The sequence below is a fragment of the Streptomyces sp. LHD-70 genome (genome assembly GCF_031157275.1).
Taxonomy (GTDB): Bacteria; Actinomycetota; Actinomycetes; order Streptomycetales; family Streptomycetaceae; genus Streptomyces.
The window spans coordinates 13,322-35,411 of sequence record NZ_JAVIFW010000034.1 but is presented as its reverse complement, the minus strand read 5'-3'; the positions used below and the strand labels follow the sequence as shown (position 1 = coordinate 35,411).

17 protein-coding genes and 1 tRNA gene are annotated in these 22,090 nt (G+C 72.4%); 11 read left to right on the top strand and 7 right to left on the bottom strand.

All coding sequences use genetic code 11. The features are described 5' to 3' along the window. Window positions 1-91 precede the first annotated feature (91 nt). Window positions 92-748: a TetR family transcriptional regulator gene (locus RCO28_RS37125; protein WP_308945798.1), complete on the top strand. Its 657-nt coding sequence runs from the start codon at window positions 92-94 to the stop codon at window positions 746-748. Then, window positions 745-1,509: a glucose 1-dehydrogenase gene (locus tag RCO28_RS37120; protein ID WP_308945797.1), complete on the top strand. Its 765-nt coding sequence runs from the start codon at window positions 745-747 to the stop codon at window positions 1,507-1,509. Before RCO28_RS37125 ends, RCO28_RS37120 begins: the two co-directional genes overlap by 4 nt. Window positions 1,510-1,614: 105 nt before the next feature. Here the strand turns inward: RCO28_RS37120 and RCO28_RS37115 are convergent, their stop codons facing one another. The 3 genes from RCO28_RS37115 to RCO28_RS37105 form a co-directional block, all read right to left on the bottom strand. Continuing rightward, complete coding sequence (locus RCO28_RS37115) at window positions 1,615-2,199, bottom strand: SUKH-4 family immunity protein (protein WP_308945796.1); 585 nt, start codon at window positions 2,197-2,199, stop codon at window positions 1,615-1,617. Between the two features lie 118 nt (window positions 2,200-2,317). Beyond that, window positions 2,318-2,797, bottom strand: coding sequence for a hypothetical protein (locus tag RCO28_RS37110; RefSeq protein ID WP_308945819.1), 480 nt, complete (start codon window positions 2,795-2,797; stop codon window positions 2,318-2,320). A gap of 310 nt (window positions 2,798-3,107) precedes the next feature. After that, window positions 3,108-3,785: a GntR family transcriptional regulator gene (locus RCO28_RS37105; RefSeq protein ID WP_308945795.1), complete on the bottom strand. Its 678-nt coding sequence runs from the start codon at window positions 3,783-3,785 to the stop codon at window positions 3,108-3,110. 171 nt (window positions 3,786-3,956) lie between these two features. Here RCO28_RS37105 and RCO28_RS37100 point away from each other — a divergent pair, with 171 nt between their 5' ends. From RCO28_RS37100 to RCO28_RS37085, 4 genes are all read left to right on the top strand, one after another. Beyond that, a complete protein-coding gene (locus RCO28_RS37100; protein ID WP_308945794.1) occupies window positions 3,957-7,034 on the top strand; it encodes an AMP-binding protein in 3,078 nt (1,025 codons plus the stop codon). A 248-nt stretch (window positions 7,035-7,282) separates the two neighbouring features. Further along, the gene (locus tag RCO28_RS37095) at window positions 7,283-8,779 is read left to right on the top strand and encodes a uracil-xanthine permease family protein (RefSeq protein ID WP_308945793.1); all 1,497 of its coding nucleotides are present in this window, start codon (window positions 7,283-7,285) and stop codon (window positions 8,777-8,779) included. Continuing rightward, window positions 8,776-10,200: an amidohydrolase family protein gene (locus RCO28_RS37090; protein WP_308945792.1), complete on the top strand. Its 1,425-nt coding sequence runs from the start codon at window positions 8,776-8,778 to the stop codon at window positions 10,198-10,200. Before RCO28_RS37095 ends, RCO28_RS37090 begins: the two co-directional genes overlap by 4 nt. Next, window positions 10,197-10,907, top strand: coding sequence for a sulfite exporter TauE/SafE family protein (locus RCO28_RS37085; protein WP_308945791.1), 711 nt, complete (start codon window positions 10,197-10,199; stop codon window positions 10,905-10,907). The genes RCO28_RS37090 and RCO28_RS37085 overlap by 4 nt, the downstream gene beginning before the upstream one ends. Before the next feature lie 78 nt (window positions 10,908-10,985). Here the strand turns inward: RCO28_RS37085 and RCO28_RS37080 are convergent, their stop codons facing one another. After that, complete coding sequence (locus tag RCO28_RS37080; protein ID WP_308945790.1) at window positions 10,986-12,032, bottom strand: substrate-binding domain-containing protein; 1,047 nt, start codon at window positions 12,030-12,032, stop codon at window positions 10,986-10,988. A 100-nt stretch (window positions 12,033-12,132) separates the two neighbouring features. After that, window positions 12,133-12,206 (bottom strand) — tRNA-Ala (locus RCO28_RS37075). Window positions 12,207-12,445: 239 nt separating this feature from the next. Here RCO28_RS37075 and RCO28_RS37070 point away from each other — a divergent pair. The 3 genes from RCO28_RS37070 to dapE all read left to right on the top strand — a co-directional run bounded on the left by RCO28_RS37070 (window position 12,446) and on the right by dapE (window position 16,676). Continuing rightward, window positions 12,446-13,960, top strand: a complete 1,515-nt coding sequence (locus RCO28_RS37070; protein ID WP_374991322.1) for an FG-GAP repeat protein — start codon at window positions 12,446-12,448, stop codon at window positions 13,958-13,960. Between the two features lie 179 nt (window positions 13,961-14,139). Then, a complete protein-coding gene (locus RCO28_RS37065) occupies window positions 14,140-15,606 on the top strand; it encodes an APC family permease (RefSeq protein ID WP_308945789.1) in 1,467 nt (488 codons plus the stop codon). Then, window positions 15,603-16,676 carry a succinyl-diaminopimelate desuccinylase gene (dapE, locus tag RCO28_RS37060; RefSeq protein ID WP_308945788.1) on the top strand — a complete coding sequence of 358 codons (1,074 nt, stop codon included), beginning with the start codon at window positions 15,603-15,605 and terminating at the stop codon, window positions 16,674-16,676. Before RCO28_RS37065 ends, dapE begins: the two co-directional genes overlap by 4 nt. A 42-nt stretch (window positions 16,677-16,718) precedes the next feature. Here the strand turns inward: dapE and RCO28_RS37055 are convergent, their stop codons facing one another. Continuing rightward, window positions 16,719-18,314, bottom strand: coding sequence for a helix-turn-helix domain-containing protein (locus tag RCO28_RS37055; RefSeq protein WP_308945787.1), 1,596 nt, complete (start codon window positions 18,312-18,314; stop codon window positions 16,719-16,721). A gap of 143 nt (window positions 18,315-18,457) precedes the next feature. Between RCO28_RS37055 and RCO28_RS37050 the strand changes: the two genes are divergently transcribed. Together RCO28_RS37050 and menC are read left to right on the top strand one after the other, a co-directional pair. Continuing rightward, a complete protein-coding gene (locus tag RCO28_RS37050) occupies window positions 18,458-19,408 on the top strand; it encodes a chorismate synthase (protein WP_308945786.1) in 951 nt (316 codons plus the stop codon). Between the two features lies 1 nt (window position 19,409). Further along, a complete protein-coding gene (menC, locus tag RCO28_RS37045) occupies window positions 19,410-20,513 on the top strand; it encodes an o-succinylbenzoate synthase (RefSeq protein ID WP_308945785.1) in 1,104 nt (367 codons plus the stop codon). Window positions 20,514-20,550: 37 nt separating this feature from the next. Here the strand turns inward: menC and RCO28_RS37040 are convergent, their stop codons facing one another. Next, a complete protein-coding gene (locus RCO28_RS37040; protein ID WP_308945784.1) occupies window positions 20,551-21,936 on the bottom strand; it encodes an NAD-binding protein in 1,386 nt (461 codons plus the stop codon). Window positions 21,937-22,090: the final 154 nt, after the last annotated feature.

Below are 22,090 nucleotides of genomic sequence, written 5' to 3'. Positions count from 1 at the left end.
GGTACGCCGCAGCGGGTGAGCGCCTGTACGCGGGTGACTGCCCCGGATCGCGCCGGTGGCAGATTCTGCCACACAGGCATAGCATGCAGTCATGCCCGGGAGCTCACTGAACGAGCGGCGCAAGGCCGCCACTCGTAGGGACATCGCCCACACCGCTGCCGCACTCTTCGTGGAGCACGGACTGCGTGCCACCCGCGCCGAGGACATCGCCCGCGCCGCGGGTGTCTCGCCGCGTACGTTCTTCCGCTACTTCGCGACGAAGGAGGAGTCCGTCGCCCCTCTCTTCACCGAGGGCACCCAGCGCTGGGTCGACTGCGTACGCGCCGCGCCGGACGGCCTGTCCGTGGCGGACGCGCTGATCAAGGCCGCGGACGACGCGCTCGACCCGGCCGCCGCGGGTGACGCCGAAGGCGGTGTGGCGAACGCGGAGTCCCTGGAGTGGGTGCGCGCCCTGCTGCGGATGGCTGAGGAGGCTCCGGCGCTCCGCTCCGTCTGGAACGACGCGTGCTTCGCCGCCGAGACGGCCCTCCTCGCCGTGCTCGCCGAACGCAACGGCGTGCGCGATGCCGAGGAGGCGCAGGCCTCCCGGGGTCTGCGTCTCGCGGCTGCCGTCGCCAGTACGGCGATCCGGGTGTCCGTCGAGTGCTGGGCCGCCACCGACGCACCGGCCGACGGCCGGCAGGGCCCCGGCGCCCTCGCGGCCCGTAGTTTCGAATCCCTCCGTGATTTTCCTTGGAGCGCCTCATGAGCGATCTCAGCAACAAGACAGTGGTCATCACCGGCGGCGCCCGCGGCATCGGCGCCGAGGTGGCCCGCAAGGCCGTCGCCGGTGGCGCCCACGTGGTCGTCGCCGACCTCCTGGAGACCGACGGCCAGGAGCTCGTGAAGGAGCTCGGCGAGCGGGCCCGTTTCATCCGCCTCGACGTGACGTCGGAGGACGAGTGGCAGCGGGCCGCCGAGTTCGCCGTGGCCGAGTTCGGGCGGATCGACGGGCTGGTGAACAACGCCGGGATCTCGACCGGCCAGCCCCTGGAGACCGAGACGGTGGAGCACTTCCGTCAGGTTCTCGACATCAACCTCACCGGTGTCTTCATCGGCATGAAGACCGTGATCCCCGGCATGAAGGCGAACGGCGGCGGCTCGATCGTCAACATCTCCTCCGCCGCCGGTCTGATGGGGCTCGCGCTGACCTCGTCGTACGGGGCGTCGAAGTGGGGCGTGCGCGGCCTGAGCAAGATCGGCGCGGTGGAGCTGGGCACGTCCGGGATCAGGGTCAACTCCGTGCACCCGGGCATGACTTACACCCCGATGACCGCGCAGGTCGGCATCAAGCAGGGCGAGGGCAACTACCCGAACACTCCGATGGGCCGGGTCGGCGAGGCCCCGGAGATCGCGGACGCGGTGGTGTACCTCCTGTCGGACGCGGCGTCCTACGTCACGGGTGCGGAGCTGGCGGTCGACGGCGGCTGGACGACGGGGCCGACCGTGAAGTACGTGATGGGCCAGTAGGCCTCGTCACCGGGGATTCCAGGGCCCGGCCTTCTCGTGGAGCTGGGCCCGGCCTTCTCGCGGTCCAGCCCGGCCTTCTCGCGGAGGCCGGGCTGGACCGCCGCCTTACTCCAGCGCCTCGAACAACTCGTCCCAGAACTTCGAGTCCACGTCCACGTCATGGGCGATCATGCGCTCCCGCACCGTCGTGGCGGCGGCTCTGCGCCGCTCGTCGTCCGTCGAGTCCAGTTCCTCGCCCGCCTCCGCCAGCAGGCCGAGGAGCACTGCAAGGGACGGCAGAGAGGCGGCGGCCGGGCCCTGCCAACCTGCCGCGTGGTCCCAACCGTTGGGGTCGTAGTGGGTGATGCCGCCGCCCGCGGCTTCGAGCATCAGATGCTGGTCGGAGCAGAGCGCCATGGTGAAGCAGAAGTTCTCCGGCGGGGAGTCGTCGTCGGGGTAGCGCTCGCCGTACAGCTCGTCGGCGTCGAAGGGGTGCAGGGCGTCCTGGCCCCGCAGATGCGTCGTGTCGATGTCCACGGCGGCCAGCCTGACCGCGGGGAAGCCGACGGTGAGCAGGAATTCCCTGGACTCCCTGTCCGTCAACTCGGCCGGCAGATCGGCCTCTTGAGGGCGCCAGAGGCAGCCCGCGCCAAGGCGCTGCTCCAGCCAGGCGGCGTCCGGTACCTGTGGAAGGTCGTGGTCGATCTGCACTGTTCGGCCCCCGTCGATCTCTCTGCCATCGGCCTCACGGCCCCGGTTCGTTTCGCTGGGTACCAGTCAAGCGCACGCCACTGACAATCGGACCCTGCTCCCGTCCCCTCTTCGGCCGTCAGTCCTCCTCCACCCCGGTCAGGGCCTCGCTGATCAGGCGGGTGGCGAATTCGGGGTCGTCGGTGACGCGGTTGATGTGGTCCGCGAGCAGGAACGCCGTCGCCTCCAGGGGGTTCATCTCGTCCTTGGTCCAGTAGCCGTACTGCTTGCGCCACAGGCTCGGGCTCAGGCCCGTACCCGCGGCGACGAGCAGACCGGCCATGGTCGGGACGGCCTCCGGGCGGACGCTCCTGGGCATCATGCGCAGGGAGGCCACGATGTTGGGCACCACTCCCGCGACGACGTCCTCGTCGTGCTCCTCGTAGACCCTGCACAGCCACTGCATGTACATGTAGATGAGCGTGCAGGCGCCGTCCAGGAGGTCGTCGACCCCTTGTCGCCCCAGGGAGGCGGCGAACTGCTCGGTCAGGACCTGCTGTTCGCTGTTCGGCTCGGTCCGGCCTCCGTGGATCTGCTTGAGCCGGGAGTCGATCAGCATCAGCGCCGTACCCACATCGCCCGCGGGGGCGTCCTGGGGGTCGCAGGGTGAAGGTGACGGCACGGAATTCCTCCTCGTACGACCGCAGTTGGCGACGCGGTGTGTGCGGACGGCTACGCATCCGTACGGTAGACCGCCGGGGTGACACCGGTCCGGCGAATCCGGTGGATTCGCCGATCGCGGGCGCGGCTGCGGCGGCAATCGGTCACGGCAGTACGCGGTACGTCACATGCGTGGCCCCGGTCGCGGACCGGGACTTCATCTGCTCCAGCATGGGCCCATTGCCCTCGCCGGGCCCGGCCCCCGGGCCTCATCCGCCCTGCCGCACCGGCTCCCGCACCTGGTTCCACGCCCGTACGAGATGGCTGAACTCCTTGACCTGGACGAGCACATGGTCACGGGCGGCGTTCTCCGCGGCCTCCTCGTCGCCGTCGGTGATGGCCGCGGCGATCACGCGGTGTTCGGCCAGGGAGCGCCGCATCCGGTCGGGGACGTGCAGCTGCAGGCGCCGGTAGGGCTGCAGGGCACGCTGGAGCGTGTGCGCCTGCTGCCGCAGGTAGGCGTTGCCGCAGGCGCCGTAGATGGTGTCGTGGAAGCGGGCATTGGCGTAGTAGTAGCGGTCCGCGTCACCGGCGCTCGCGTGGGTCTCGCAGTCGCGGAGGGCTTCCTCCAGCTCGTCGAGGGTGCGGCGCTCGATGCGGCGCGTGGAGAGCCGCGCGGCCATGCCTTCGAGTTCGGCCATCACTTCGAAGCGCTCCGCGAGTTCGGGAACGCTCAACTCCGTGACGTATGTGCCCTGTTTGGGGCGGATCTGTACGAGTCCCGAGCGCTGCAGGTCCTGGAGGGCCTCGCGGACCGGCGTGCGGGAGCAGCCGAACTCCCGCTCCAGCTCGGCGGGGTCGAGGCGTTCGCCGGGGCGGTAGCGGCCGTCGACGACGGCGTTCTCGAGCGCGTCCCGTACGCGCTGTGATTCCGGGACTCGAGCCATGGGCACCTCCGAGCGCTCACGTTGTCGGGCTGCCCTAGGGGTAGCGGATCCGGTTCATGTGTCCTACGGTTCCCACGTTATATACATCAGAGTACGCGATGTATATGGAGGCCGCCGCTTTGTTACGTACGTACGTAGACGGCCCCGCCCGGACACCTGGAGGGAACTCGGATGGATCGCCATGACGGCTGGCTGCTGACCGACCTGTTCCGGGCGCTGGGGCGGCCCGGCCGCGACGCCGCCTCCGCCGCCGGAGCGGCGCCCGGCTCCCCGCTCGACCACCTCCTCGTCGCCTGCGAGATCCTGATGAGCGACGTGGGCGAGGCCTCCCTGCGCGCCGTCGCGGGCCGCGCCCTGGCCGCGTACGCCGAACTCGACGACCACGACAAGCGGACGTTCTTCACCCACGTCACCCGCACCTACGACGTCGACCCCTACCAGGTCCGCGCCGCCTTCCACCGCTGGGACGACGCCCGCAACTCCGGCGCCCGCGGCGAGCGGGAGCTGGTGCGCCTCTTCGACGTGGTCGAGCCGGCCCGCCAGCAGCTGCTCCGCCGGATGAACCACGCGCCCGACGCCACCCTCGCCCTCGTCGGGATGCGTGCCGACCTGCGCCGCCTGATGCCGGACCAGCCGGAACTGCAGGCCCTCGACCACGACTTCCACCACCTGCTCACCTCCTGGTTCAACCGCGGCTTCCTGCGCATGGCCGAGGTGACCTGGGACGCGCCCGCCGAGCTGCACGACCGTCTGGTACGGGGCGAGAAGGTCCACCCGATGGCGGGCCGGGACGAGCTGCGCCGCCGCGTACAGCCCGCGGACCGTCGCGTGTACGCGTTCTTCCACCCGGCGACCGGCGACGTACCGCTGATCTTCGTGGAGGTCGCCCTGGTGCGCGGCATGCCGGACAGGATCGCCCCGCTCCTCGATCCCGGGCCTGCGCTCGACCCGCTGGAGGCGGACACGGCGGCGCTGTACTCCATCAACAACGCGCTCGACGGGCTCGCCGGGGTGTCCTTCGGGAGCTTCCTCATCAAGCAGGTGATCGAGGACGTCGGGGAGCAGCTCCCGCATCTGACGCAGTTCGCGACGCTCTCCCCCGTCCCCGGGTTCCGCCGCTGGCTCGACGAGCAGCGGGCGGACGCCGAACTTGCCGCGCTCGCCGAGGAGTTGGCGACCGTGGAGCGCCTGGCCGACCTGAGCGCGGCGGACCTCGTGCGGCTACGGCCCCGGCTTCTGCCCGCTGTCGCCCGGTACGTCACGGTCGAGCGGCGGGCCGACGGATGTCCGCTCGACCCGGTCGCCCGCTTCCACCTGGGCAATGGGGCGGCCGCCTGGCAGATCGACTGGCCCGCGAACCACTCCACCGAGGCGTGGGAGCAGTCGTACGGCGTGATGATCAACTACCGCTACGAACCGGGGGAGTTGGAGCGCCGACACGAGGACTATGTCCGCCGCCGCACCGTGGCGGTCGGCGGGCCGCTGCGCGACGTCCTGCGGGATGCCCCACGGGATGTCCCACGGGATGTCCCACGGGACGTCCTGCCGGACGCGGCGGCGGCGAACCACGGGCGGATCATCAACGCAACCGACACCACCGAAACCACCACAGCAAGCGCCTCCCCCGCCGACGCCTCCGCCGCCACCACCCACGAAGCCTCCGGTGCCCTCCCCACCGCCACGGAGAACGAGAAAGGAACACCCTCGATGTCGTCCGTGCCCACCCTGGCCCCCTTCACCGCCATCCACCAGTCCTTCGCCGAGCAGGCCCGACTGCGGCCCGACAAGGTGCTCTTCGAGCTGCCCGACGGGCGGTGTCTCACGTACCGCGAGACCGAGGAGACCGTGCAGCGCATCGCGGCCCGTCTCGTCACGGACGGGGTCACGTCGGGCGACCGCGTGGCCATGCAGGTGGAGAAGTCCCCGGAGGCGGTCGCGCTGTATCTGGCGACGCTGCGGGTGGGCGGGGTGTTCCTGCCTCTGAACACCGCGTACACCGACACGGAGACGGCGTACTTCATCGGGGACGCCCGGCCCCGCGTACTCGTCCGCTCCCCCGAGCGTGCGGCGGGCGGCGACCAGGGCGCGCTCGACGGGATGGTGGTCGAGACCCTCGGGGCATCCGGTGAGGGCACACTCCTCGACGGCGACGCCCGCCACGAGGCCGTGTTCGACGCCTCGCCCGGCGATCCGGCCGCGATCCTCTACACCTCCGGCACGACCGGCCGGTCCAAGGGCGCGGTGCTCTCGCACGGCAACCTCGCCTCCAACTGCTCCGCCCTGCTCGACTCCTGGCAGTTCACCGCCGACGACCAGCTGATCCACGCCCTGCCGATCTTCCACATCCACGGCCTCTTCGTCGCCGCGAACATGACCCTCGCCGCCGGGGCCTCGATGTACTTCCTGCCCAAGTTCGACGCCGACGCGATCGTGGGCCTGCTCCCCCGGGCCACGGTCCTCATGGGCGTACCGACCTTCTACACCCGACTGCTGCAGCACGACCGCCTCACCCCGGAGACCTGCGCCCCGATGCGGCTCTTCGTCTCCGGCTCGGCCCCACTGCTCGCCGCCGACCACCAGGCGTTCGAGGCCCGCACCGGCCACGCCATCCTGGAGCGCTACGGCATGACCGAGACCGGCATGAACACCAGCAACCCGTACGAGGGCGGGCCCCGCAAGCCCGGAACGGTCGGCACACCCCTGCCGGGAACCGAGATCCGGGTGGTGGACGAGAGGACCGGCGAGGCGCTGCCGGACGGCGAGGTCGGCAGCATCGAGGTCCGCGGCCCCAACGTCTTCACCGGCTACTGGCAGATGCCCGAGAAGACCGCCTCCGAGTTCCGCGCAGACGGCTTCTTCATCACCGGCGACCTGGGCCGCATCGACGAGGACGGCTATCTCTGCATCGTCGGCCGCGGCAAGGACCTGGTGATCTCCGGGGGCTACAACATCTACCCCAAGGAGATCGAGGAGCTCATCGACGCCCACCCCGACGTCCTCGAATCAGCGGTGATCGGCGTGCCCCACCCGGACTTCGGGGAGACGGTCGTGGCCGTCGTCGTACCGGCTCCTGGCGCGCACCCGCAGGCCGACGAGCTGCTCGCCTTCATCGCCGGCGACCTCGCCCGCTTCAAGCACCCGCGTGCCGTACGCGTCGTGGAAGCACTCCCCCGCAACGTCATGGGCAAGGTACAGAAGGCCGAACTCCGCAGGCGGTACGCCGAGTTGTTCGCCGACGCGGGGGCGTGAACGGTCGCGTACCGCTCCGTCTCCGAGGCGGCGGGACAACGCGCTCCGTGCGTGCGGCCCGCCGCCCCCCTTGACTCTCCCCCACCCCGCTCCCTCATACTGGCGGCCAAATCGATTTGGCCAAATCGATTTGGCTCTCCGTCCAGGGCCGGATCGCGGCTGAAGAACCCGAGCGTGCCGTATCCCCGAAACGGAGCCCGAACGTGTTCAGTCCCCGTCAGAGTCGGCCCGGACCAGCGGAACCACCCGTGTCCGGACCCGCCCCCACCCCCGCCCCCGACGCCGGTCCCGTGGCGTCCGCGCCCCACCCCGTCGATGAATCCCGCCCCCTCGGCCGGATCCTGCTCTTCGGGATCCAGCACGTCCTCGTCATGGCGGCCACGCCGATCTCGGCGATCTTCCTGATGAGCGCCACGCTCGGCCTCGACGCCGATCTCACCGTCGACCTGCTCTCCGCGGCCTTCGTGCTGTCCGGCGTCGGGTCGCTGATCCAGTCGCTCGGGCCCTGGAAGTTCGGGCCGCGGCTGCCGTTCGTGATGCTGCCGGGCGGGGCGCCGCTCATCCTGTTCCTCGCGATCGCCGAGCAGCACGGGCTGCGCACCGCCACCGGTGCGGTCGTCCTGACGGCACTCTTCTGCTTCGTCGTCCTGCCGGTGTTCTCGCGGCTGCTCAGGTTCTTCCCCGCCCTGGTCATCGGCACGATGATCGTGATCGTCGGCGTGAACCTGGTGAAGGTGGGCGCGGTCCTCGTCACCGGCCGCCCCGGCACTCCCGGCTTCGCCGACCCGCTCAACCTCGGCCTTGGCATGGCGACGATCGGCTTCACGGTCGCCTGCTACCTCCTGTTCAACGGTGTCGTACGCCAACTCGCTGTGATGCTGGGCCTGTTGGCGGGTACGGCGCTCGCGGCCGCCATCGGCGCGGTCGACTTCGGGCAGGCGTCGGGCGGCGGCCTGGTCAACCTCCCGCAGCTGATGCCGTTCGGCTCACCGCAGTTCAACCTCGTCGCCGCGCTGCCGCTGATGCTCTACAGCCTGGCGTCGATGGCCGAGGCGACCGGGCAGACGGTCATCAACGCCGAGGCCGTCGGCAAGGAGATCGATCAGCGGACCGACGTCCCGAAGACGGTCCGCGGCGACGCGCTCACCTCCCTCTTCGGCGGCTTCTTCGGGCTCCCCCTCATCGTCACCAGCGGCGAGAACATCGGCATCGTCCGCGTCACGGGCGTCCGCAGCCGCTTCGTCACCGCGGCCGCCGGCGTGGTGCTCATCGTCATCGGCTTCCTGGCGCCGGTGACCCGTGCGATCAGCGTGATCCCGTCGGCGGTCGTCGGCGGCACCGCCATGGTCGTGTTCGCCGTCATCACCGTGCTCGGCATCCAGATGCTCGGCCGCAGCGACCTCGACCGGCACACCAGCACGTTCATCTGCGCCGTCGCGCTCGCCCTCGGCCTGCTGCCGATCCTCGTGCCCGGGGTGTACGGGGGCTTCCCGCCGAACCTCCGCATCCTCCTGGAGAGCGGCGTCGCCGTCGGCGCGTTCACCGCGGCCGTCCTCAACGTCCTCTTCCACCACGTCAGACCGGGCATCGCCGCCCGCCTGTCGCCCGTACGCACAGAAACCACGCCCCAACGCACCGAATCCCCGCCCGTACGCGCAGAAGCCCCCACCGCAAGCCCGGAAGCCTCAGCCGTACGCACAGAGGTCACAGAGGCCTCCACCGCAAGCACAGAAAGCGACCGATGAACCAGCCCGACCGCACGCTCCTCTCCTCCCCCGGCCCGCTCCTCCTCGCCCCCGGCGCGGTGCTGCTGCCCGAAGGGCCCGTCGACGGCCTCGCGGTGCTCGTGGTCGACGGCCGCTTCGAAGCCGTCGCTCCCGCCGAGGAGTTGGAGCGTACGCACCCTGAGCTCCAGGCCGTCCGGATGCCGGGCCATCTGCTGATGCCCGGGTTCGTGGACGCGCACCACCACCTCACGCAGAGCTTCGGCTCCGCGCTCGCCTTCGGGGAGCCCTCGGAGATCTTCCGCCGGGTCTGGGTGCCGCTCGAAGGCGCGCTCGACGAGGAATCGGCCTATACGGCGGCCAAGTTGGCGGCGTACGAGGCGCTGCGCGGCGGGTTCACGACCGTCGCGGACGCCGGTACGCGGGCCGATGTGGACGTGGAGGTCGTCGCCTCGGCCGCGCGGGACGCCGGTCTGCGCTGCGTGCTCGGCCTGGTCTGCAACGACGTGGACAACCCGGGTGGTTCCGCCCTCGACGACGCCGAGAAGCATCTCGCCCGCTACGCCGACGACCCGCTCGTCCACGCGTCCCTGGCCGTCTCCATCCCCGAGGCCGCCACCGAGGCGACGCTGCGGGGCACGGCCCGGCTCGCGGCGGAGGCCGGGGCCGTCGTGCAGATCCATGTCAACGAGCACCTGGCGGGCGTCGAGCGCTCCCTCGTGCGGCACGGGCTGCGGCCCCTGGAGTACCTGCACAGCATCGGTGCCCTGGGCCCTCAACTCCTGGGCGCGCACGCCACGTTGCTGACGCCGCGCGAGCTGACGCTGCTCGCCGACACCGGCACGGCGGTGAGCTACAACCCCGTCGCCAGCGCCTGGAAGGGCAACGCGGTCGCTCCCGCCACCGCCATGGCCGAGCGCGGGATCCGGTTCGGTCTCGGCACGGACGGCACGCGCGGCGACGGCTTCCGGCTCGCGGAGGCCGCCGAGTTCGCGCAGCGGCTCGCGTACGGCCTGGCCACCGGCGACTCGTCCTGCGGCGCGGGCTGGACGTGGCTGGAGCACGCGAGCCGGGGCGGCGCGGACGCCGTCGGCCTCGGCGCGCGTACGGGCACGGTCGCCGCGGGCCTCGCGGCCGACTTCCTCCTGGTCGACGTCGAGACGCCGGAGCTGGCGTTCTCCTGGGACCTGCCGTGGGAGCTGGTGCGGCGCGGCAACCGGGACCAGATCAGCGCCGTGTTCGTCGACGGCCTGCTGCGGATGTGGCACGGCCTGCCGACGGACTGGGACGGCCCCGCGCTCGTACGGCGGGCCGCGGAGCTGGCGCGTTCGGCCGTGGGGCGGGCGGAGATCACCCGGGCGCATCCGACGTCCATGACGGCGCGGGAGGTGGTCCGTGCGCGGGAGGCCGCCCGCGTACGGGAGCGGGGTACGGCGCAGTGAGCGTCATGACGTTGGCGGTGCTCGCCGTCACGGTGGCGGTCGCCGCGTTCGTCCAGGGCAGCAGCGGTCTCGGCTTCGCGCTGATCGTGGCGCCGGTGGCCGGGATCGTGGACCCGGGCCTGGTCCCGGTCTTCGTGCTCGCCTCTATGATCCCGCTCAATCTGTACGTGGCGTGGCGTGAACGGGCCTCGCTCGATCTGCGCGGCGCGGGCTGGATCACGGGCGCGCGGCTCGCGGCGACCCCGGCGGGGCTCGCGCTGCTGTGGCTGATCCCGGAGCGCAGCCTCGGCCTGTTCGTGGGCATCGCGACGGTGCTCGCGGCTGTGGTGAGTCTGGCGGCGCCCGCGTTCGAGCCCGGCCGGGGCGCGTATCTCGGTGCGGGTGCGGTGACCGGTCTGACGGAGACGGCGACGGGGGTGGGCGGTCCGCCGCTGGCCCTGGTGTACCAGCACCGCCCGCCCGCGGAGCTCCGCTCCACGGTGGCCACATGCTTCCTCGTGGGCGAAGTGGCGTCCCTGATCCTGCTGTTCGCGACGGGCAAGGCCCAGGTCGCGGAGCTCGGCGACGCGGTGGTGCTGCTACCGGCGATCGCGGCGGGCGCGTGGCTGAGCCGCCTCGTGCACCATCGCCTGGACGCCCGCAGGATGCGGTTGTTCGTGCTTGTCTTCGCGTTGGTGTCGGGGGTGGTGCTGATGCTCGGCGTGTGAGCGCGGGGTCGTTGCTAGGCCGTGTCCGTAAAGTCCCGTCGTCCGCCCGGCGGGCAGGCGGGACTTTACGGACACGGCCTACGGGGTTCGAGGGTTGCCGCGTACCGACGACTGCCGGGCGATCAGGCGGGGCTCCGGGGCGGTCGCGGTGGCGGACACCTCGGTGTCGCCGCGCAGCCGCGCGAGGAGCAACTCCACTGCGTCCGCGGCGACTTGGTCGAGGTGCAGGTCGACCGCGGTGAGGGGCGGTTCGCAGGTGCGGGCGCGGAGTCCGTCGTACCGGGTGACGACCATGACGTCGTCGGGCACGCTGCGCCCGCTGTCCCGGATCGCCCGGACCGCGCCCACCGCGAAGGCGTCCACGAGGGCGCAGACCGCGTCGGTCTCGGGGTGGTCGGCGAGCAGCGCGGCGCACTGCTCGTACCCCGCCTGCTCGCCGCCGGACTCCGGGACCCTGGCCACGATCGGGTCCCAGCCGTGCTCGGCGGCGAGGCGCTCGTACGCGGCGAGTGCGTCGACGGTCGAGTGCCGGGACCCGGCGCCGACGATCAACGCCGGGTGGGCGGCGCCCTGTTCGCGCAGATGGCCGAGGAGCAGCTCGGCGACGAGGCCGCCGTGCAGGTCGACGTACGGGGCGTCCTCGTCGGGCGCCACGGGCCGGCCGAGCGCCACGTACGGAAGCCCGCGCGCCCGCAGCTGCGCGGCGGCGGCGTCCTGGACGTCCGGCTCGACGACGATGGCTCCGTCGATGTCGACGGAGTACAGCGCGGATCCGGACTGCACGGGCGGTACGAGCACGAGCGCGTAGTCGTGCAGCAGCGCGCTCTCCGCGGCGGCGGCGGCGACCTCCATGTAGAACCCGAGCCGAGAGGGCCCGCCCGCGACGGCGAACGGCATGGAGGAGGCGAGCGCGATGGCCTTCGCCTGGCCCCGCCGCAGCCGCTGGGCGCGGAGGTTGGGCCGGTACCCGAGCTCGGCCGCGACCTTCTTGATCCGCTCCCGCGTCCGCGGGTCGACCTTGCCGAGCCCGTTGAGCGCGTGCGACACGGTCGTACGCGAAACCCCGGCGACCCGCGCCACATCGGCGATCGTCGGCGGCCTCGGGGTGGAGGCGGAACTGGCCATGTGCGCGCGTGCTCCTCGCTGGCGGAACGGGTGGACACGACCATTTTCGCCGATCGGCGCGCCGACCGGAGGCGGGGCCCCGGGACGGGACGGGATGGGATGGGGCCGGCCGGATTCGAACCGGCGTCCTCCCACATGCGGTGAAGGCGCGACAACCCCTGCGCTACGGGCCCCATCCCTTCGGGGATCTTACGGGGCGGGCCGTCACCGTGCCGCGACTCCCCCTGACTTGCCCGGCCGCACCCGCTCGTCGGCCGCCGGCCAAAGCTCGTACAACCCTTGATCCCCTCCAGCGGTCTCCTGATCGCCAACCGCCCGGTGACGTACGGGAGAACACCCGGCGAACCGGGGCGGTCGGCGTTCGTCGGAGGGGTGGCCGGTCCGGCCTCCCCTATGCCGTAGGAGAGAACCGCATGCCCAAGCACCGCATGTCCAAGCACAGACCCGGCACGCCCGCGCAGCGGCCCGGACGGATGGGGATGGCCGCCGCCACCGCCGTGGTGGTCGCGTTGAGCGGAGGGGTCGTCGCGACCGCCACCGGGACCGCCGCGGCCGTCGAGGCACCGGACCCGGCCGCCGCCGACCGGGCCGACCGGGCCGACTTCAACAACGACGGGTACGCGGACACCGCCGTGTCCGCCGCCGGCGCGCACGTGGCCGGGCAGGCGGAGGCCGGGCAGGTCACCGCGCTCTACGGGCAGCCGGGTGGCCCCCGTTCCGTCACGTTCAGCCAGAACTCGGCCGGGGTGCCCGGCGCCGCCGAGAAGGACGACCTGTTCGGCTCCGACAGCGCGCACGGCGACTTCGACGGCGACGGCTACGACGACCTGGCCGTGGGCACCGTCCGCGAGGATGTCGGCAGCGACGTCGACGGCGGCAGCGTCACCGTCCTGTGGGGGTCCGCCAGCGGACTGTCCACGGGGACGACGGTGAAGGACCCGCGGCCCACCCAGCACGACACCTTCGGCGGCACCCTGGAGGCCGGCGACTTCGACGGGGACGGGCGGGACGACCTGGTCGTGGGCGCGCGCTCCGGCGCGGCGACGCTCGACGTGTTCTCCGGGGGCATCTCGCGCACCGGCGCGGTCGGCCGCCACTACACCGTGGTGCCGCCCGTGCTGAACGAAGCGGGCACCGGGCCGCTCAACCTGCACTCGGGCGATGTGAACGCGGACGGCCGGGAGGACTTGATCGTCGACGGCTTCGACAAGTCCGACACGTACAACGCCAACTTCTGGCTGCCGGGCAGTGCGGCCGGTGTCACGGCGAGCGGGGCGCAGCGGCTGCCCGGCGGGCACATCACGGACGTGGGTGACACCGACAGCGACGGGTACGGCGACATCGTCATCGGCATGCTGTGGGACGAGGGCATAGCCGGGGCCCGCAAGGGCGGAGCCGTGCACGTGGTGCGCGGTGCGGCGAGCGGGCCCGACGGCGGCACCGACACGTTCAGCCAGGACACGGCGGGCGTGCCGGGCGGCGGTGAGCAGAACGACGTGTTCGGCGCCGAGCTCGAGCTCGGCGACGTGAACGGGGACGGCCGGCTCGACCTGGTCGTCGGCGCTCCCGGCGAGGACCTGGACGGCGTCCTCGATGCGGGCGCGGTGACCGTGCTGTACGGGGCGGCGGACGGGTCCGGCATCACCGGTGAGGGTGCGCGCTTCCTGGAGCAGAACACGCCCGGAGTGCCCAACTCCGGTGAGACCGACGACTTCTTCGGCTCGGACGTGCACCTCGACGACCTGAACGGCGACGGCCGCGACGACGTCGTCATCGGGGCCTACGGCGAGAACGGCGGCAACGGCGCCGTGCACGTCCTGGACTCGGGCGCCGACGGCTCGCTCACCTCCCCCGGCGGCATCTACGCCTCGGACGTGGGCATCTCCACCGCGGGAACGCCGCGCCTCGGCAGCAACTTCACCGACTGAGCCGCGCGGGCGCACCGGGCGCGGCCGGTGACTGTCGCATCGGCCCATGACTGTCGTATCGGCCAATGACGGTGGCCCCGGTTGTGCGGATCCACCGTTGTCCGGCCCGTGGCGTTCCCGGAAGATCCCCCGCATCCCTGGCTGCAGCCGGGGGTGCGAGGGGATCTCCAGGAGGACTCATGGGCAGATGGGCCGGCCGGCTGTGCCGCCGCAAACCGCTGGATTCGATGATCGAGGAGGCCGGCGCCGAGGGGTCGGGCGGACTGCAACGCACCATGGGGCTCGGCCAGTTGACGCTGATCGGCATCAGCTCCGTCATCGGCACCGGCATCTTCTTCGTCCTCGGCACGGGCGTGCCGAAGGCCGGGCCCGCGGTGATCCTGGCGTTCGTCCTGGCGGCCGTCGTCGCGGGCCTCGGTGCGCTCTGCTACGTCGAGCTGGCGGGTGCGGTGCCGGTGGCGGGGAGCACGTACTCCTACGCGTACGCCTCCCTTGGCGAGGGGGCCGCGTATCTCGTGGCCTGGTGTCTGGTCCTCGAGTACGGGGTGGCCGCGTCGACCGTGGCGGTGAGCTGGGGGCAGTATCTGAACGAGGTCACCGGCACGCTGTTCGGCTTCACGCTGCCGGACGCGATCAGTCAACCGCCGGGCGCCGGTGGCCTGGTGAACGTGCCGGCGCTGGTCGTGGTGCTGCTCTGCTCCCTGCTGCTCGCGCGGGGCACGCGCGAGTCGGCGGCCGTGAACGCGGTGATGGTGACCGTGAAGATCCTGGTGCTGCTGTTCTTCGCCGCCGTGGCGTTCACCGCCTTCGACAGCGGCAACTTCGCGGACTTCGCCCCGCACGGCATGACGGGTGTGGGTCTTGCCGCGTCCGGGGTGTTCTTCACGTACGTGGGCTTCGACACCGTGGCGACCGCGAGCGAGGAGGTGCGCGATCCGCGGCGCACCATTCCGCTCGCGCTGATGCTGACGCTCGCCACGGTCACCGCGCTCTACATCCTCGTGTCGGTGGCGGCGCTCGGCGCCCAGCCGGCCGCGCGGTTCGGCGAGCAGGCGGACGCGGGTGAGGCCGTGCTCGCGCAGATCCTGCGGGACGTGACGGGCGCGAGCTGGCCCGCGTTGGTCCTCTCGGCCGGTGTCGTCGTCTCCATCTTCAGCGTCGTGCTGGTCACGCTGTACGGGCAGACGCGCATCGTGTTCTCGATGGCGCGGGACGGACTGGTTCCGCAGGTGTTCCGCCGGGTCGACCGGAAGCGGCACACGCCCGTGCGGAACACCTGGTTCGTGGGCTCGCTCGTCGGTGGCCTCGCGGCGTTCGTGCCGCTGCAGTACCTGGCCGACCTGACGAGCATGGGCACACTGATCGCGTTCGTGGCGGTGGCGGCCGCGGTGGTGGTGCTGCGCCGGATCGCGCCGGACGCGCCGCGCTCGTACCGGGTGCCGCTGTACCCGGTCGTGCCGATCCTGTCGGCGGTGTCCTGCCTGTATCTCGCCTGGCTGCTGCCCGGGGTGACCTGGACGCTCTTCGGCTGCTGGCTGGCGCTCGCCGCGGTGCTCTACCTGTGCTTCGGCCACCGGCACTCGGCGCTGCGGGAGCCGGACGGACACGTCGAGGCGGCGAAGGCGGATGTGGAGGCGGGGGCATGACGTACGACGAGGTCGTTCTTCAACCGGCGGCGGATCTGGTCGAGTTGACGCGCGCGTTGGTCGACGTGCCGTCTCAGAGCGGAGCGGAGGAGGTGCTCGCGGACGCGGTGGAGTGTGCGCTGCGGGCCGCGCCGCATCTGGAGGTCGAGCGGATCGGGCATTCGGTCGTCGCCCGTACCGATCTCGGCCGGGCGGAGCGGGTCGTGATCGCCGGGCACCTGGACACCGTTCCGGCCTGCGACAACCTGCCCTCGCAGCTCGTGGACGGGCGGGTGTACGGGCTCGGGGCCTGCGACATGAAGGGCGGTGTGGCCGTCGCCCTGCACACCGCGGTGACCGTCCCGGCGCCGACACGGGACGTGACGTACGTGTTCTACGAGTGCGAGGAGGCGCACATCGAACGCAACGGTCTCGGCCGAATCGCCGCCGAGCGGCCCGAGCTGCTCGCGGGTGATCTGGCGATCCTGATGGAACCGTCGGGCGGCCTGGTGGAGGGCGGCTGCCAGGGCTTCCTCACGGCGGACGTTGTCGTACGGGGCGCCCGCGCGCACACCGCCCGCCCCTGGCAGGGTGTGAACGCGGCCCACCGCGCGGCCGAGGTCCTGCGCCGCCTCGACGAGCGGGACGTACGGGACGTGGTGATCGACGGTCTGGTGTACCGGGAGGCGTTGAGCGCGGTGGCGGTACGGGCGGGGGTGGCGAGCAATGTCGTACCCGACGCGTGCGTGGTCACCGTCAACCTCCGCTTCGCGCCGAGCCGTTCACCGAAGGAGGCGGAGGCGCTGGTGCGTGCGCTGTTCCCGGAGTACGAGGTGCGGGTGACCGAGGTCGTCGCGGGCGCGCTGCCGGGTCTCGCCCGCCCCGCGGCCGCCTCGCTCCTGGCCCGCCTGGGGACAGAGCCGCGGGCCAAGCTCGGCTGGACGGACGTGTCCCGCTTCGCGGCCGCGGGCGTCCCGGCGCTGAACTTCGGGCCGGGCGACCCGTCCCTCGCGCACACACCCGGGGAGTACGTGCCGGTGGCCGAACTGCGGGCGGTGCGGGCGGCGTTGGGCGACTGGCTGATGGCGTGAGCGGTGCGGGCGGACTTGGGCGGGCCGAGCAGGCCGGAGTGCTCAGGCCCGCCCGGGCGCCCGCAGCCGCGCGAGGATCCGCAGGTGCAACCAGAGGACGAGCCGTTCGTCCGGGTCGCCGAGATCGATGTCCAGGTGTTCCCTGATCTGCTTCAGGCGGTAGCGGCACGTGTTGGGGTGGACGGCGAGGAGCCGGGCGGCGCCCGCCATGTCGCAGCCCGCGTCGAAGTACGCGATGAGGGTGCCCGCGTAGTCGGTGCCGTGCTGCTCGTCGTACGCGAGGACGCCCTGCCACGGGCCGGTCGACAGGTCCGTGCGGTGGGCGAGGATCTCGCCGAGGCGCAGCAGGGTGACGCGGGGGCGTACGTCCTCGATGGCGGCGACGCCGCGGTCGTCCTCCAGGACGGTGAGGACGCGGTCGGCGTCGTCGCGGGAGCGGGCGACGTCGGCGAGGCCCGCGACCGTGCCGCCGAGTCCGGCGCGCACGGGGATGCGCAGCGCGCGGGTGGCCTGCCCGGCGATGTCCTCGATGAGGCGGCGCTGGCGGCCGCCGTCCTGGCCCGCGTCGGGCAGCAGTGCGTACACCACGTGGTCGATGACGACGCAGGCGTGCCGGCCGTAGCGGGCCCCGCACTGGAGGCGGACGTGGTCGAGGAGGCGCAGGGTGGCCTGCGCGCTGTCGGCGGGGGCGGCGGGTTCGTCGCCGGGGGCGGCGTCGAGGACGAACGCGACGACCCGGACGGGGCTGTCCTCGGCGAAGCCGAGCCTGCGGGCCGCGGTCGCGGGAGCCGCGGTGCCGTTCAGGAGGCGGTGCAGGAGGTCCCCGTACTGGTGGCGGGTGAGGTCCTCGGCGGCGCGGGCGCGCAGCAGGTGGAAGGCGGCGGTGGAGGCGCCCTGGGCGAGGATCTCCTCGGCGTCGGGTGCGAGCCGGCCGCTGTCGATCATCCAGAGGGAGCCGAGGATCTCGCCGCCCGCGCGGATGGCGACGGCGAGCCGTTCGATCTCGCCGGGCTCGGTGCCGGGGAGCCGCAACGGGTGGGCCGCGGCGTGGAGTCGGCGGTACTGCTCGGTGTTCTCGCGGCTGCCGGGCACTTGGCGGCCGAGGATGCCCTGGCGGCGGCTGTCGTCGATGACCTGCCCGTCGATGGTGGAGTAGGCGAGGATGCGCTGGCGCGGGTCCTCGACGGTGGTGGCGCCGCCGCCGGCCGCGGCGATCGCGTTGGCCAGGGCGAACAGGTCGCCGAGCGCGGAGGCGCCGGTGCCCTGCGCGACGGGCGCGGGTCCGGCCTCGACGGCCGAGGCGATCAGCAGGTGCACACGGTGCCAGGACACGTCCTCGTCGACGGCGAGCAGCGCCACCCCGTGGGTGCGGGCGGCTTCGGCGGGCCCGCCCTCGCCCCGGACGACGAGCCCGGTCAGGCCTGCCTCGGCGACGGCCGGTACGAGCTCGGCGGCGGCGTCGGCGCGCAGGCCGACCGCGAGGAGGAGTCCGCCCGGTGTGTACGGCACGGGCGTCCCGAGGTCGTGGAGGAGGACCTCCGTGACGGGGACCGCGGTGCCCGCGGGCGCGGTGACCAGGCGGAGCGCCGGCTGCCCGAGGGTGTCGAGCAGGGCCTCCAGGGTGCAGTCGCCTTCCATGTGTTCCTCCCGTACGGCTGCGTCGCAGGGCGATTCTCGCGTCCGGTGCGGACCTGCCGCTTGGCGGATCGCATCACGGGACGGGGTGAGCCTTGCACGAACGCGCAAAGACGGCCGCCGTTCCGGTGCCCAGACTGGCAGCCATGATCAGTGCTACGACAGCAAGTGGTGCGGCGCCGCCCGGTGCGGGGAGCGGGAGCGGTGCCCTGGAGCGGGCGGCGCACGGGAGCGATGCCTTGGAGCGGGCGGCGCGTGCGGCGGCCGACGCGGCGACCGCCGCCGGTGTCACGGTCCGGACCGTCGGCGATCTGGCCGGTGTCCTTGCCGTGACGGACTTCCTCGCCGAGACCTGGGGCACCCCGCCGGGTGCGCCGCCGCTGCCCGCCGACGTCTTGATCAGCGCGGTGCACGCGGGCGGCGCGGTGCATGCCGCGTACGCCGGGGACCGGCTCGTCGGAGCGGCCGTGCTGGTGTTCAAGCCGCCGGCGGAGCGGGCCGTGTACTCCCTGGTGGCTGCGGCGGCCACGTCCGACCGGGGTGTGGGCCTCGCCGTGAAGCAGGCCCAGCGGCTGTGGTCCCTTGAGCGGGGCGCCGAACGCATGCAGTGGACGTTCGACCCGCTGCTCGGCCGGAACGCGCGCTTCAACCTGGTGAAGCTGGGCGGGCTCGGCACGGAGTACGTCGTCGACTTCTACGGCCGGCTCGACGACGGGTTCAACGGCGGCGACGAGAGCGACCGGCTCACCGTCACCTGGGACCTGTGCGCCCCCCGCCACGACGTCGACGACGGCACGGCCGGGCGGGCCGGGGCCGAGGTGGTCCGCCGGGCCCCGGACGGGGCGCCGCTCGCGCTGCGGTCCGGGGAGCGGTGGTGGTGCCGGGTGCCCGGGGACGTGCTCGCGCTGCGGGCGAAGGACATGCCCCTGGCGCTGCGCTGGCGGCACGCGGTGCGCGAGGTGTTCACCGAGGCGTTCGCCGACGGGTACGAGGCGTCGGCCTTCTCGCGCGACGGCTGGTATCTGCTGACCCGCTCCCGTTCCGCGAGCGGCACCCCCACACCCACCCCCACCCCGACGACCGCCCAGGAGGGCTGAGATGAAGATCGAGCGTGTCGAACTAGTGCACATCGCGGTGCCGTTGGTGAAGCCGTTCCGTACCTCCTTCGGCACGATGACCAGTAAGGACACGTTCCTGCTGAGGGTCGAGACGGACGCGGCCGAGGGCTGGGCGGAGTTCGGCGGCGACCCGGACCCGCTGTACAGCTCGGAGTTCACGGCCGGCGCGGAACTCGTGCTGCGCGACTTCCTGGTGCCGCGGGTCGCCGCCGTACGGGATCTGACCACGGCGAAGGCCGGGCCCGCGATGGCGGCGGTCAAGGGCCACTACATGGCGAAGGCGGCCCTGGAGACGGCGCTGCTCGACGCCGAACTGCGCGCGGCCGGAATGTCGTTCGCGACGTTCCTGGGCGCGGTGCACGACCGGGTGCCGTCGGGCGTCTCGGTCGGCATCAAGCCGTCGATCCCGGAGCTCCTCGACGACGTGCAGCAGTACCTGGACGAGGGGTACGTCCGGATCAAGCTGAAGATAGAGCCGGGGTGGGACCTGGAGCCCGTGCGCGCGGTGCGTGAGCGGTTCGGGGACGAGCTGCCGCTGCAGGTCGACGCCAACACGGCGTACGGCCTCGAGGACGCCGAACACCTGCGGAAACTGGACGAGTTCGGGCTGCTGCTCATCGAGGAGCCGCTGGACGAGGACAACCTGTTCCAGCACGCGCGGTTGCAGCAGCGGCTCGCGACGCCGGTCTGCCTGGACGAGTCGATCCACTCGGCGCGGGACGCGGCCGCGGCGATCGCGATGGAGGCGTGCCGGGTCGTCAACATCAAGCCGGCGCGGGTGGGCGGCTATCTGGAGGCCCGCCGGATCCACGATCTGTCGCGGGCGGCGGGGGTGCCAGTGTGGTGCGGCGGCATGCTGGAGACGGGCGTCGGCCGCGCCCCGAACCTGGCGCTGGCCGCGCTGCCCGGGTTCACGTTGCCCGGCGACACGTCGGCGTCGTCGCGGTACTTCGCGGAGGATCTGACGGAGCCGTTCGTCCTTCAGGACGGGTATCTGGCGGTGCCGCAGGGGCCTGGGATCGGGATCGAACCGATCCCGGAGGTGTTGGGGAGGTTCACTGTGGGGCGGCGGGTGGTGGGGTAGCTGAATTTCAGCCCCGTCAGGGGCGCGGGGGGCGCGCTCAGGACTCCGCGTCCCACGTCCCCAGGTCCACCACCCGGTCGTCCGCGAACAGCGCACACGTACGGCCGTCCGCCACGAACACACTCCGCAGCTCCGCATCGAGAACCGTCGCGGCGACGAACGTGCTGACGATCAGCGGGAAGTCGCAGACCGCGCCGATCCGGAACAGGGACTGCGACTCCGTCGTGACCGCGTCGCCCCCCGCGCGCAGCACGATGCGCTGGTCCCCCGCGACCGCCCGCGTGGCGACCGCGACCGCGATGTTCTCCAGGCCGTCCGAGGCGACCGCGGCGAGCGCGCGGGCCCGCCGGGCCGAGAGGCGTTCCAGGAGGAACCGGTCGCCGCCGCGGCCGATGACGACGGGGATGTCGAGGGAGCGGGCCAGCGGGAGGCAGGCGGCCTGCCGGTTCCGTTCGACGGCGACGACCTTCACGCCGAGGTCCCGCAGCCGCGCCGAGAGGCGCAGGCCGACCTGGCCGAGGCCGACGACGATGACGTGGTTGCGGCGCGGGATGGAGCGGGCGCCGAGAATGCTGGTCATCCGGTGCCCGGTGAACCGGTCGACGACACCGGCGGTGAACACGGCGGCCAGGACGAGCACGCCGATCATCGAGGCGGCGGAGACCACCTTGTACCAGCCGGGCCCGTGCTCGGCGGCGTGCGAGGAGCCGATCGTGGTGAGCGTACGGGCCGCGTTCCACACCGCCTCGGTCCAGTGCTCGTGCAGGACGAGCACGCCGAGCGCGACATCCACGGAGTAGGCGAGAAGCAGCGCGATCAGGCTGCAGACCAGCGCCTTCGCGGACGTGCCGAGGGAGCGGAACCAGGCCGCTACGGAGCTGCGCGGATGCGGCTCGAACCCGGTGGCGAGGGCCCGGCGCGGCAGGTGCTCCACGTTCATGGCCAGGCCTTCCCGCCGTACGCCCACGAGGTCGTCGCCGACGGGCTGGAGCATCGCGTACCGGGGAGCGAGGCAGCTCGCCAGGAGGCTGGGCAGGATCGCGTCGGTCATGCTCAGGGCCGTGCAGTTGGGGACGGTCCGGGAGACCTCCTCGGCGACGGTGCGGTCGAAGATGGTCACGACCAGGCGGACGCCGGGCTTGAGGTGTTCGGCGAGCAGGGCGTAGCGCAGGGCGACCATGTCGTCGCGGGACACGATGGCGATGCTGTCGACGGGGCCGCTCAGCTGCCGTCGCAGCGCGTCGTCGTCGGGTCGGGGCAGGCGGTGGGCGGTGCTCCCCCAGCGTTCGATGCAGGCGGCGGCGGAGCGGCCGAGGGTCTCGTCGTCCTCGATGATCACGACGTCCCGGCCGGTGGCGGGGACGTGCGAACCCGGTTCGGGGGCACGGCGCTCGCGCGGGTCTCTGGTTATCTGCGGGCTCAAGCTGTCGGCCTCTCTACGACAACGGGGGCCGGGGAAACGTCCCTGGCACCCCTTGATCCGGAAGGCGCGGCAGTGCCTGATCGAGGCTGGCGCATCCGCTTCGGCGCCGCCCGGTTCGTCCGGGTGCGCGCGCCCCGGTGGCTCGCGCTCACGG

Bases quoted from the DNA above. Each gene is read 5' to 3' on its own strand.
- RCO28_RS37055 (WP_308945787.1), bottom strand. From the start codon at position 18,314: ATGGAAGGCGACTGCACCCTGGAGGCCCTGCTCGACACCCTCGGGCAG.
- RCO28_RS37125 (WP_308945798.1), top strand. From the start codon at position 92: ATGCCCGGGAGCTCACTGAACGAGCGGCGCAAGGCCGCCACTCGTAGG.
- RCO28_RS37105 (WP_308945795.1), bottom strand. From the start codon at position 3,785: ATGGCTCGAGTCCCGGAATCACAGCGCGTACGGGACGCGCTCGAGAAC.
- RCO28_RS37070 (WP_374991322.1), top strand. From the start codon at position 12,446: ATGCCCAAGCACCGCATGTCCAAGCACAGACCCGGCACGCCCGCGCAG.
- RCO28_RS37120 (WP_308945797.1), top strand. From the start codon at position 745: ATGAGCGATCTCAGCAACAAGACAGTGGTCATCACCGGCGGCGCCCGC.
- dapE (WP_308945788.1), top strand. From the start codon at position 15,603: ATGACGTACGACGAGGTCGTTCTTCAACCGGCGGCGGATCTGGTCGAG.
- RCO28_RS37100 (WP_308945794.1), top strand. From the start codon at position 3,957: ATGGATCGCCATGACGGCTGGCTGCTGACCGACCTGTTCCGGGCGCTG.
- RCO28_RS37050 (WP_308945786.1), top strand. From the start codon at position 18,458: ATGATCAGTGCTACGACAGCAAGTGGTGCGGCGCCGCCCGGTGCGGGG.
- menC (WP_308945785.1), top strand. From the start codon at position 19,410: ATGAAGATCGAGCGTGTCGAACTAGTGCACATCGCGGTGCCGTTGGTG.
- RCO28_RS37080 (WP_308945790.1), bottom strand. From the start codon at position 12,032: ATGGCCAGTTCCGCCTCCACCCCGAGGCCGCCGACGATCGCCGATGTG.
- RCO28_RS37110 (WP_308945819.1), bottom strand. From the start codon at position 2,797: ATGCTGATCGACTCCCGGCTCAAGCAGATCCACGGAGGCCGGACCGAG.
- RCO28_RS37090 (WP_308945792.1), top strand. From the start codon at position 8,776: ATGAACCAGCCCGACCGCACGCTCCTCTCCTCCCCCGGCCCGCTCCTC.
- RCO28_RS37065 (WP_308945789.1), top strand. From the start codon at position 14,140: ATGGGCAGATGGGCCGGCCGGCTGTGCCGCCGCAAACCGCTGGATTCG.